The sequence below is a fragment of the Bacillus xiapuensis genome (assembly GCF_002797355.1).
In the GTDB taxonomy this organism is placed as follows: domain Bacteria; phylum Bacillota; class Bacilli; order Bacillales; family Domibacillaceae; genus Bacillus_CE; species Bacillus_CE xiapuensis.
On sequence record NZ_KZ454939.1, the window covers coordinates 2,201,627 to 2,212,802 of the forward strand.

At 42.3% G+C, this 11,176-nt stretch carries 9 protein-coding genes and 1 pseudogene; 5 read left to right on the top strand and 5 right to left on the bottom strand.

What is annotated here, in order from left to right; translation table 11 throughout:
• Window positions 1-89 precede the first annotated feature (89 nt).
• Together brnQ and CEF20_RS17095 are read left to right on the top strand one after the other, a co-directional pair.
• Complete coding sequence (gene brnQ, locus CEF20_RS11000; protein ID WP_100331855.1) at window positions 90-1,421, top strand: branched-chain amino acid transport system II carrier protein; 1,332 nt, start codon at window positions 90-92, stop codon at window positions 1,419-1,421.
• Between the two features lie 371 nt (window positions 1,422-1,792).
• Window positions 1,793-1,933 (top strand): hypothetical protein, encoded by a 141-nt coding sequence (locus CEF20_RS17095; RefSeq protein ID WP_232713439.1) that lies wholly within the window; start codon window positions 1,793-1,795, stop codon window positions 1,931-1,933.
• Window positions 1,934-2,135: 202 nt separating this feature from the next.
• On the opposite strand, the gene ezrA is transcribed toward CEF20_RS17095, so the two are convergent.
• Complete coding sequence (gene ezrA / locus CEF20_RS11005) at window positions 2,136-3,824, bottom strand: septation ring formation regulator EzrA (RefSeq protein ID WP_100331856.1); 1,689 nt, start codon at window positions 3,822-3,824, stop codon at window positions 2,136-2,138.
• A gap of 224 nt (window positions 3,825-4,048) precedes the next feature.
• Between ezrA and hisJ the strand changes: the two genes are divergently transcribed.
• Together hisJ and CEF20_RS11015 are read left to right on the top strand one after the other, a co-directional pair.
• Window positions 4,049-4,837, top strand: coding sequence for a histidinol-phosphatase HisJ (gene hisJ / locus CEF20_RS11010; RefSeq protein ID WP_100332087.1), 789 nt, complete (start codon window positions 4,049-4,051; stop codon window positions 4,835-4,837).
• A 16-nt stretch (window positions 4,838-4,853) separates the two neighbouring features.
• Window positions 4,854-5,333, top strand: coding sequence for a GAF domain-containing protein (locus CEF20_RS11015; protein ID WP_100331857.1), 480 nt, complete (start codon window positions 4,854-4,856; stop codon window positions 5,331-5,333).
• 130 nt (window positions 5,334-5,463) lie between these two features.
• Here the strand turns inward: CEF20_RS11015 and CEF20_RS11020 are convergent, their stop codons facing one another.
• A complete protein-coding gene (locus CEF20_RS11020) occupies window positions 5,464-7,278 on the bottom strand; it encodes a diguanylate cyclase domain-containing protein (protein ID WP_100331858.1) in 1,815 nt (604 codons plus the stop codon).
• A gap of 369 nt (window positions 7,279-7,647) precedes the next feature.
• Between CEF20_RS11020 and rpsD the strand changes: the two genes are divergently transcribed.
• Window positions 7,648-8,250 (top strand): 30S ribosomal protein S4, encoded by a 603-nt coding sequence (rpsD, locus tag CEF20_RS11025; RefSeq protein ID WP_100331859.1) that lies wholly within the window; start codon window positions 7,648-7,650, stop codon window positions 8,248-8,250.
• Window positions 8,251-8,768: 518 nt separating this feature from the next.
• Here the strand turns inward: rpsD and CEF20_RS16840 are convergent.
• From CEF20_RS16840 to CEF20_RS11035, 3 genes and pseudogenes are all read right to left on the bottom strand, one after another.
• On the bottom strand, window positions 8,769-8,972 hold the full coding sequence (locus CEF20_RS16840; RefSeq protein ID WP_198508514.1) for a hypothetical protein: 204 nt from the start codon (window positions 8,970-8,972) through the stop codon (window positions 8,769-8,771).
• A 21-nt stretch (window positions 8,973-8,993) separates the two neighbouring features.
• Window positions 8,994-10,446: pseudogene (locus tag CEF20_RS11030) on the bottom strand (IS3 family transposase); the annotation flags it as partial.
• Between the two features lie 130 nt (window positions 10,447-10,576).
• Entirely contained in the window at window positions 10,577-11,077 is a 501-nt protein-coding gene (locus CEF20_RS11035; protein WP_100331860.1) for a hypothetical protein, read from the bottom strand.
• Window positions 11,078-11,176: the final 99 nt, after the last annotated feature.

Here is an 11,176-nt window from a genome sequence, read left to right on the forward strand (position 1 = left end):
TTCTCACTTTTAATTTTATTAACAAAACCTTAATCTTTTATGATATTATTTTTCTTTGTGAAATGATTTAGAATTCAAGGAGGATCTTTATGGCTAAATCAGCCTTAACAGCCAAAGAAATTTTAGCTATTGGACTCATGCTTTTTGCTTTATTTCTAGGAGCAGGCAATATGATTTTTCCTCCCTTTCTTGGTCAGCAAGCTGGAGATAACGTTTGGCTTGGAACCGGAGGGTTTTTAGTAACAGGTGTGGGCTTGCCTTTACTGGGGGTTATCGCGATCGCCAAGGCAGGGGGAAGTGTAGAGGCCATCGCCGGCCGGGTGTCACCGCTTTTTGGCCTCATATTTACAGCCATCATGTATTTGGCCATCGGGCCGTTTTTCGGTATCCCAAGAACAGGCACCGTTGCCTATGAAATTTCTGTATCGCCATTTTTGTCAGAAAATTTAAATAATCATCCTTTTTCATTATTTTTGTTTACGGTACTGTTTTTTGCATTGACCGCTTGGTTGGCTATGAACCCAACGAAGCTTGTAGATCGGATCGGCAAATTTTTAACACCCGCTTTGCTGATTATTCTCGCTGTCTTGGTCAGCAAAAATTTCTTTTATCCGATGGGGCAGATCCAGCCGGCTCAGGCTGACTATGCTTCAGCACCAATATTTAAGGGATTTATTGAAGGCTATTTAACAATGGATACGATCGCTGCTTTAATCTTTGGGATTGTTGTCATCTCGGCCATTAAACAAAAAGGAGCGACAACGGAAAAAGAAATTGCGAAGGTCTGCATTCAAGCTGGAATAATTGCCGCAGCCGGATTAGCGCTTGTGTATGTATCCCTAGCATTTATCGGTGCCACAAGCCCGGAAGCCATTGGCATGAAAGCGAACGGAGGCGCCATTCTTTCAGGAGCAGCCACATACCTATACGGCTCAGCCGGCAAAATCATATTGGGCTTAGCCATTTTATTTGCGTGTATTACAACCTCGGTCGGACTTGTATCAGCAACAGCTCAGTATTTCAGCCGGTTATCGTCCAAGCTTTCTTACTCTGCTTTAGTCATTATCCTGTCCGCCTTCAGCATGATCGTTGCTAACGCCGGTTTAACGAAACTGATTGCCGTCTCGCTGCCCGTGCTCGTGATCATTTATCCATTAGCCATCGTCCTGCTGCTGCTGTCCTTTATCGACCCGCTCTTCAAAGGCTACTCTGCCGTCTATATTGGCGCCTTAGTGCCTACTGCAATGATCAGCCTGCTCGACGGGTTAAAAACAGCCGGATGGAATGTCCAAATTCTCACTGACCAGCTGCAATTTATCCCGTTCCTCTCCCTAGGCATCGGCTGGCTGGCACCCGCGCTCATCGGCGCGCTCACCGGTTTCATCCTAGCCAACACCCTAGGCTGGAAAACCACTTACTAACGAAAAGCGGAAGGCGCTCGTTCAGCCCCGACAAGCACAAGAACAGCTGACTGCAAGGTTGTTCTTAAACCTTGAAGACAGATGAGCTTGTGACCTCGAGGGGCTAGCGCCGGCAGCTGGATCACGAAAAGCGGAAGGCGCTCGTCCAGCCCCGACAAGCACAAGAACAGCTGACTGCAAGGTTGTTCTTGAACCTTGAAGACAGATGAGCTTGTGACCTCGAGGGGCTAGCGCCTGCAGCTGGATCACGAAAAGCGGAAGGCGCTCGTTCAGCCCCGACAAGCACAAGACAGAACGCATAGAAAGGTGCTCTTTGCCTTTCTGGGCGGGCCTCCTTGTGACCTTGAGCCCCAAGGAGGCGAAGCTGGCGAATGAACAGCAGACATATAGACCTTCTTGCCCTTGATGATGCCAGCAGGTATTATCAAGGGTTTTCTGCTGAATGGGGCTGCGAGCCACTCGTCAATAGTCTTTTCTGCTATTTCTCCATTGATGCGTCATATGCCTTTTGAAAAAAATAGCTGCCATCCGGAACTCTTTCCCTCCACCGTTCAATGTAAAGAGGCTGGGACAAAAAGTTTTCAGCTAAAAAAAGCCGAACTATTATTCAAAACTCTAAGGAAGAGCTTTGTAATAGTTCGGTTTTATTTTGCTTCATGTTTGCATGATTCGGCTTTAATATAGCACGTTTAGTTATGCTCCAGCCTCATTCCTTTATTGTTGGTTGATGATATCTTCCAGTTCTTTTAAAGCCTTTGGATCAACTTTATCAATCGCCGTTGCCGCTTCCTCCAACGCTTGACGGTAATTGTAGTTTCTAAAAGCCAGCTCAGCTTGATCCAGCTGCGATCCCACATTAGGATGCGTGCGCTTATAGCGATTGCCGTATTGAATGATGCGCTCAGCCAGCTTCGCTTGTTCAATTACTTCATCCGTTTTCTGCTCAAGATTATTCACGGACAGGACGGCCTCCTGCAATTTCTCCTGAACAGCTTTCATATTCAGCGGCTTTTCATTTAGGCACTCAACAACCCCATCCATTTTGGCTCTCGTCTCTTCCGCTATCGACTGATAATACTCCGGCACGCCCGGCATATTGCTTTTTTTCACCATGCGAAAGATATCATTCAGATGCCGGCGAAGTTCATCTAGCTGCTGACGAGCCTGCATCTCATCTTTTCGCAGCGTTTGCAAGAAGTGGGCGAAGCTTGTTTGCTCCTTTTGCAGTTCCGCTAATTGCTCATGAATTTCCTTCAGTTCATCATGCAAAAATGAATAGGCTGTATTTTTCTCGATAATTCTCGTTTCCAACAGCTGGTATTTTTTCTCAATTCGCAGAATATCTTCTCCAATTTTGCGCGGCAGCTTCCACTCATCTTCCGATAAATGGTAGCTTTGTTGAACAGCTTCTGTCTCCGCCTGCAGCTGTTCATTCATGTCATGAACCTTTTCAATTTCCGTTATCGTCTGTTCACTGTTTTCAATAACGAACCGTTTGCCGTCCACTTCTTTTTCAAGCAAATCATAGAAAAACTCGATGCTGTCTTTCACATCTTTAATTCCTTCTTCAACTTCATGAATATCTGTTTTAACAATGCATTCTTTATACTGATTGAGCTGCGAACGAAGCTCAGCGATTTCTTTCTCCATTTGCAAATGATCAAGCAAGTAGCCGCTTTTCTTCATCTCTCTGTAGCCTGATTCAATTTCATCAAGCTGAGACGGAAGCAAGGATGTGGCTTCAGCTAATAAAACTGGAAGGCGCTCCATTTTATACGTCATTTGATTCATGTCATGCTGAAGCTTCAGTATCGTTTCCCTTGCTTCTAAATAATTGCCTTCCTTCGTTAGCTTCTCATACTTATCGAACTGTGAAGCCAAAGCATCAAGCTGAACCTCAAAAACAGGTGCGGCCTTGCCGAACGTATGCCGGTGAGCAAGCAGCTTCTTTCTTGCCGCCCTCTGGCTTTCTTTAATTTCTTCACTTGCCTCCCGGTTGCGTTCTTCACTGCCAATCAGCTCAGAAAGCTCGGTTAAAATCGCCTCCACTTTCTGCTCAGATTCTTCCAGCTGCTGTGCCGTGGCAGCATTTACCGCTTTCGCTTTTCCAAAGCGGAACTTGTCCACCCACTCTTCCGCTTCAAATAAATTCTCATCCACTTGCGGCAGATCAACAGCTAACACTTCGTCCCATAACCCGCGCCAGCGGTCAAACATTTCTTCCGTTTGGCCCGTCATGTTAAGCCGCTTCACTTTGGTCAATTCATCCGTAACCGGTCGGTGCATTAATTCCACCTTTTTCTTGTCGAGCTCATCAATTTCCCTATAAATCTTTTTCCTGTTTATGTACGCGATGATCAGTAAGATCGCGACAAGTAAAATTGCGCCGATGACGTATTTCATCTTAAGCCCCCTGTTCTACTGTACGCAAAATGATTTCATCTATTATCTTCAATTAGTCTAGTGTTTTTCAATTCATTCATTACCGATTTTTTCAGTATCCTTAATACTATTAATGATATCATGTATTGACATTTATTGACGAGAAAATTCTATTTTTTTGGCCTGGTTTTATATTTTTTTGTTACACTTATGTCATAAGCAATTAGTCAGGAGGCGTTTTCATGATGAGAGACGGACATATTCATACGCCTTTTTGTCCGCACGGAACAAGGGATTCGTTACAACGCTATGCGGAAGCTTTAATTGAGCAAGGTTTCTCCCAAGCAACCTTTACGGAACACGCGCCCCTGCCGCAGGGCTTCGCGGACAGTACTCCCACGCAGGATAGCGCTATGTCTCTGTCTTTAATGGAGGATTATTTAGCCGCTATTCAGGCTGTGAAGGAAGAATATAAGAATGATCTCGTGATTCATATCGGACTGGAAGTGGATTATATCGAAGGCTTTGAGACGGAAACAGCCCAATTTTTGAATAAGTATGGTCCTTATCTGGATGATTCCATTCTTTCCGTTCATTTTTTAAAGAGGAGCGGAAAGTGGTATTGTGTTGATTACAGCGCGGACTATTTCGAAGAGATGATCACAGCTTTCGGCAGTGTTTCCGCCATATATGAATCGTACTTCCAAACCGTTCTGCGTTCGATTCATGCTGATCTTGGCTCCTATAAACCTCGGCGAATCGGTCATATTACATTGGTGCGCAAATTTCATAAAAAATTCCCGTGCCCCTCGGATTTCAGCCGGGAAATAGAAGACATTCTGCGACAAATTCACCATAAACAATATGAACTTGATTACAATGGAGCGGGAATGGCTAAGCCGCTTTGCGCGGAAACCTATCCCCCTGCTTCCGTTGCAATGAAAGCAAAAGCCATGGGGATTCCATTAGTATATGGTTCTGACGCCCACCAGGCAGCGGCGATCGGCCAAGGAAAAGAAAAGATACTACTATAGAAAACAAGGTGATTATATGTTTCAACCATCCCATTATCAAGGCTCAAAAGCGGATCAGTATCAATTAGTCATTAAGCAGCTGCATGCATTACTGGATGGAGAAACCAGCATTATCGCTAACTTAAGCAATGCTTCTGCTCTATTAAATCAATTTCTTGATCAGGTCAACTGGGTCGGCTTTTACTTAGCGGATGAGAAAGAACTCGTTCTCGGTCCGTTTCAGGGCCTTCCCGCTTGTGTTCGCATTCCCTATGGCAGAGGAGTGTGCGGAACTGCTGCCCAGGAGCAAAGAACCCTTCGCATTGCTGATGTTCATTCGTTTCCCGGACATATTGCCTGTGACGCTGCTTCCCAGTCTGAAATCGTTGTTCCACTGCTGAAAAACAGCGAGCTGATCGGCGTGCTTGACATTGACAGCCCTGAAAAGAACCGTTTTGATGAAGTAGACGAGCAGATGCTGAACGCTTTTGCCGCTGCCTTAATTAGTCATTTGTAACGGAATCTGTCAGCAAACCAGCAGAAGCGGATCGTTTATGCATCTTGTCAAGCTAAAAGGCATGAGTCTGATCCGTTTTAGACTCATGCCTTTTAAACTTGCTTATGAATATGTAGAGGCTTCTGCCTGTTTATTCTTCCTCAAAAACAGACACTTTGTTTTTCCCTGTGCTCTTAGCTTTATATAAGGCTTCATCCGCACGATTGAATAATTTTTTAATGCTGACAGGATGCGACCGGGACCAATGCGATACACCGCAGGAAATGGTCACAGGCGGACTCGTGCAGCGAGCGACCTTTTTTACCAGTTCAGAAGCCATTCTGATTCCCGCTTCAAGGGACTTTCCCGGTAAATAGACCGCAAGCTCTTCTCCTCCCCAGCGCGCCGCTACATCATGATCTTCTATCGTTCTTCGGATCAGCTCAGCTACTTGAATGATGGTATCATCTCCTGTCTGGTGACCGTATGTATCATTAATAGCTTTAAAATCATCAATATCGATCAATAAAAAAGCGCCTTCCTGATCCGATTCACTAGATTCAGTAATGGCTTGATCTAAATAATTTCGGGCATACAGTTTCGTTAAATGATCGGTAATCACCAACAGTTCCAGCTTCTCTCTGAGCATCGCATTCGTTAACGCCAGCGTTGAATGATGAATGAGGGACTGCAGCAGCTTATATGTCTCAAAGGTAAACCCGTATGACTCTTTCTTCAGAACAATGCAGAAGCCTTTTAGCTCATTGCTTTGAGTCATCGGTACAGCGATTAACGACCGGTAAGGCAGCGTCTTGTTCCCCCACTTGTCTCCGAGTTCTCCCACGAACATGGCATCTTTTTCTTTTTGAATTCTTTCCGCCACTGTCCGGATATAAAGCTCTCCCTCTTTATGATAGAAAAATTCACTGCTTCCCGGAAGCACCTCCAAATTCGCCCCATTCATGAAAACAAAACCAACAGCGGACGCTTGGAATGATTGAGTAATTTGGGCATGAAGAAACTCTGTAATATCCGTAAACCGCAAGCTGGAATTCAGCTTATGGGAGGTTTCATTAATCAGCTGCAGATCCGCAATCAGTTGCCGCGATTGCTCATACAGCTTTGCTTTTTCAATGGCGCTTCCTCCAGTATTGGCCAAAATCCGGATAAATCCTCTCTCGCTTTCCGGAATTTCCTGATCAGCCGGCACTTTAACTTGAAGCACACCGTATATCCCTTGCTTGCCTATTAACGGAGCATACAGAATGGAAGATTTCTGTCCGGGGCGCTGCTCCTGCTGAACGGTCCCGTTAATATAAGACGACATCGCTTGTTCACTTGCACGCTCAAAATTAAAATGTTCGCTGGGAATTCCGTTATACCGATCTTCAATCGCCAATAAAAAATGATAAGAGTAAGCGGGAAACACCCGTTTTAGCGTTGATAATATCTCCCCGAGCACATATTCAATATCCAATGAAGCGTGAAACTTTTCCGTTACATTAAAAAGCTCTTTATACCGCTCCTCATTCGTCATTCTGAAAGATAATTGCTTGAATAAAGCCATAAATTTCTCATTTTCTTCTATAAAGAGCAGGAAATCTTCATCCGTCCATTCAGTGAGCAGCTTCTCATCCGCCTGCAAAAACAAGCATATATCCTCATCTTCATGAATAAATCGAAACCCCACGTTCTTTTCCCCAAAAATAAAAGATCCCTTAATAAACGGACGTACAAAAGCTTGCTTAATCGATTCAAATTGTTCGCTGGTCATCCCACATTCTTCCTGCAAACGATCCGTCCTGCACAGCTGATATTGTTTGGCTTGAAACAGCTTGCAAATGATGCGGATCCATTCTTTTTCAAACTGTTCAGGTCCTGAGAGAAGGTGCCGCCGATGTACGATCAAATCAAACAACTTCATTTTAAATGCTGACAGCCATCCGTCTTTCCCCTGTTTCCCCATCTTTTCTCACCTGCAATTCTATTTAAAAAAGTATTATTTACTAATAATTGTATTTGCTAACTAGTACTATTATATCATATTCCTTCCATCTAAAGTTGGGGAATGACAGATAAAGCAAAGGATTAATCTGTATTTCTGCTGTTGACACCGACCTTTAAACATTATATAATGTTCGTTGTGTAAAATAATTGCAGCCTATGTGAACACTTTTGTGTGCTCATTTTGTTCCTTTATATGCGAGTATAAATGGTGCATCGCGTAACCCTGTGCTGCTGGGGCGAGGATGCATGAAAACAAAATGGCCCAATTGATGTCTCACCCGGTTTTTATTTTACAACAAAATAAAAACATTAAAGGAGGAGCTATACAATGGCTCGTTATACTGGCCCAAGCTGGAAGTTATCCCGCCGCCTTGGAATCTCTCTTAGCGGAACGGGTAAAGAATTAGAAAAGCGCCCTTATGCGCCTGGACAACATGGTCCAAACCAACGTAAGAAACTATCTGAATACGGATTGCAGCTGCAAGAAAAGCAGAAACTGCGTCATATGTACGGAGTAACTGAGCGCCAATTCCGCAACCTATTCAACAAAGCAGGCAAGATGAACGGGGTTTACGGTGAAAACTTCATGATCTTACTTGAATGCCGCCTAGATAACCTTGTGTACCGTCTTGGTTTAGCCCGCACTCGCCGTCAAGCTCGTCAGCTTGTTAACCACGGCCATATTCTTGTTGATGGACAACGCGTTGACATTCCATCTTACCAAGTAAAGCCTGGTCAAACAATTGCTGTCCGCGAAAAATCTCAAAACCTTGACATCATCAAAGAAGCGATCGAAGTAAACAACTTCGTACCTGAGTACTTAACTTTTGATGCTGACAAGCTAGAAGGCACATTTAACCGCCTTCCTGAGCGCTCTGAATTGCCAGCTGAAATCAACGAATCTCTAATCGTAGAGTTCTACTCTCGTTAATAAAACTGGGTAGCAAATCTAGTAACGAAAATCCTGTGAAATGTTGTTATATCAATGTTTTACGGGGTTTTTCTTGTTCTTAAGCTTTGTATTTTCATGCATTATCCCCATTTATCTAGGGGAGGTTTTAGGGGCATTTTTTTTAATAATTAGTGAACAGAGGCATAAGCCTTGGTGAGCTTTCCCAAGGCTGTTTTTTCATATATTTTATATGAAGTAACTGGTCAAGGACTAAAATTAGGCTCCTCTTCGAAACAGAAAAAGACCAACAAAAAGAACGTTTTGGAAGCGAAAAATAAAAGCCTCCATCTACAAGGACAGCGGCTTTGCTGTTTATTTCTTTTCTCCTTAAATCACCTCGCGCTCAATAACTGTATAGAGCAAGCCAGTGGCATCACTCTCTGTAAATTGGCCTACATCAAGTTTTTAACCCAGTCAGAACTAATGCCTCCCGGATCCTTTTGTGATAAACGGTTTAATACAACACGTGTTACGTTTTCATGGCTTGATTACTTGGCTTATACAATTTGTCTTGCTCCTCTTTTTTGTTTGGTTTGTTTGCAGCAGAAGCAGGGCTTATGCTGCTTAGGCGCAATCCCCACAGCACAAGCAATCCCGTCCGCGATTGCCTGACAGAACTCCCCGAAAAAATTTTGGTTATTTAGCTTATACATATTGGCTTTATTATCAGCTGACATTAAAACAATTAATGCAATCACCAATTGATCTACTCCACCAAGTAAATAAGCTTGATTCCTGTATTCTAGGGGGCTAAAGCCATTTAAAGTTCCTTGGTAACGTTCGTTATTATAGAACTTGATGTACGATCGGTGGCGTGCTTTAATGCTTCAACCGGTCCGTTATCAATGCAACGCTCCACTCTCGACATACTATGAACCATCTCTGCTTTCTCTATGATTCTCTTGAATTCTTTCGTTGTATATTGATATCCACGATCACTAGTAAAAATAAAAAATCATCTTTAGACAATTGGCGAATAGCTGGCCTGATCGTCTTAAAATCAAAGTCTTTATTATTCGAATGCCTCAATACGCAACTCACGGTGGGCTTATCATAGAGGTCTATCATCGCACTTAAATAAGCCTTTTTACCGTTCTCATACTTAAACTCTGTGGCATTTGTACACCACTTCTGATTCGGTTTTTCCGCCGTAAACTCTTGCGCTAACACATTTTGAGCCACGTAATCTGGCTTTGCTTTTCGGTACTTTTTCGGGGGACGTCGAATAACCGCCTCTAAAACACAACTCTGCATCAGGCGATAAACTCGTTTCTTATTTACTTTTTTCAAGCCTTCTTTTTCACGTTGACGGTTAATTGTCATCGTGATACGACAATAACCATAGATTCCATCTACTTATGTATATAAATGTTGGATAGACTCCACTAGTTGTTGGTTCTCCAGCTCCTGTACTGCTGATTGACGATTTACCCATTGGTAGTAAACTGCACTGGATACCTTGACAACTTTACATAATAAAACAATCGATAAGTTTTCATTCTTCGCTAACTCTTGAATCGCGATATAACCACTTTGAATGCGAACTCTACTTAACGATGCCTCCTTTCGATTGCCTCTAACTCTTTTTTAAGAATAAATTCTCTGCACGTAATCGTTCATTTTCACTCTCCATCTGGTGAATTTTCAAGCGTAATTCATCCTCTGGTGTTCGTTCTTCAGCTGGTTTTGTACGATCACGTTGATCTTGAAGTGCTTCTACACCATTTCGTTCAAATTTACGTACCCATAAGTGGACTTGTTGGTAGGATACCTCATGTTGTGCTGCCGTTTCTTGATAATTCTTCCCGTTCGATAGGCGAGTTTTTGCGATTTCAATAAATCTTGTAATTCACTATGACTAGTGTACTTTTTAAGCCAGTTTCTTAAAATAGATCTAATTGAAGATTGATATTTCCTAATTACTTCTCTTAATGATCATTCACCAGATAAGTAGTCTTGGACAACTGCAATTTTTACTTCCTTTGAGTAAAAGTTCTGTTTGGTTAATCGTTCAAGACCATCTTCACCAAAATGAAAATAATCGTTTTGCCAATCTTTAATTGTATCGCGATGAACGTTGAAGAGCTTCGCTACTTCATTTAAGGTATAAGGCTCTTCGTGGTAAAATTTAATAATTGCTAATTTCTCTTTCTTGGAGAAAGAATATTTAGACATAAAAATATCTCCCCAATAGATAAACAGATTTTATTTTTTTTAATCTGTCTACCCAAAGGAGAGCATATCAGTGTGTGCACTCAGTTAGGGTGCTTTTCACTACTCTGAAACTATTTATGTAACAACCTTATTACGGACGAATATTTACGATCGAACGATCTGGTTGTATGGTGAAAGCTTGAGTCAATTCTGGTTCATTAACAGGCGTAAAAGATCCATCGTCCATTGGGATATTAATCTTAATACGGTAATGTCCAGCAGGCAAAGCTGCTACACTAATGTTTGTAACGGTGTCATACTCTCCCCAATACATCGGTACTTCATCTACTTCATACCATTGATTTAAAGAACCTCGTTGAACAGTCATTCCAGCAGTATTATGAATTGTAAACGTTGGTGTATGACGCGTTTTAAAGTCTGTAAGACGATTCCCCATGGAACTAGCCATGACTTTAGCAGTAAACACATTTTTTGCTGCTGAACTATATGTAGTTAAAATACCTTCATTTACATCTGACATTACGTTTGCATTTGCTTTTAATGGATCAACTGTTTGAATAACACCTAAACCTCCAAGAGCAATCGCTGAAGCTAATACCGTTTTACCAAACTTACTTACTTTCTTTCTCATAAAAAATATACCTCCCAAAAATGTAATAAATTTCTTAAAGCAATTACAAATATATCAAACCCTGCATTTTATATCAATTAAATGAAATATTTGAAATCA

What these genes read in the sequence shown, in the direction of transcription:
- brnQ (WP_100331855.1), top strand. Translation starts at nt 90, where the DNA reads ATGGCTAAATCAGCCTTAACAGCCAAAGAAATTTTAGCTATTGGACTC.
- ezrA (WP_100331856.1), bottom strand. Translation starts at nt 3,824, where the DNA reads ATGAAATACGTCATCGGCGCAATTTTACTTGTCGCGATCTTACTGATC.
- rpsD (WP_100331859.1), top strand. Translation starts at nt 7,648, where the DNA reads ATGGCTCGTTATACTGGCCCAAGCTGGAAGTTATCCCGCCGCCTTGGA.
- CEF20_RS17095 (WP_232713439.1), top strand. Translation starts at nt 1,793, where the DNA reads ATGAACAGCAGACATATAGACCTTCTTGCCCTTGATGATGCCAGCAGG.
- CEF20_RS11015 (WP_100331857.1), top strand. Translation starts at nt 4,854, where the DNA reads ATGTTTCAACCATCCCATTATCAAGGCTCAAAAGCGGATCAGTATCAA.
- CEF20_RS11035 (WP_100331860.1), bottom strand. Translation starts at nt 11,077, where the DNA reads ATGAGAAAGAAAGTAAGTAAGTTTGGTAAAACGGTATTAGCTTCAGCG.
- hisJ (WP_100332087.1), top strand. Translation starts at nt 4,049, where the DNA reads ATGAGAGACGGACATATTCATACGCCTTTTTGTCCGCACGGAACAAGG.
- CEF20_RS11020 (WP_100331858.1), bottom strand. Translation starts at nt 7,278, where the DNA reads ATGGGGAAACAGGGGAAAGACGGATGGCTGTCAGCATTTAAAATGAAG.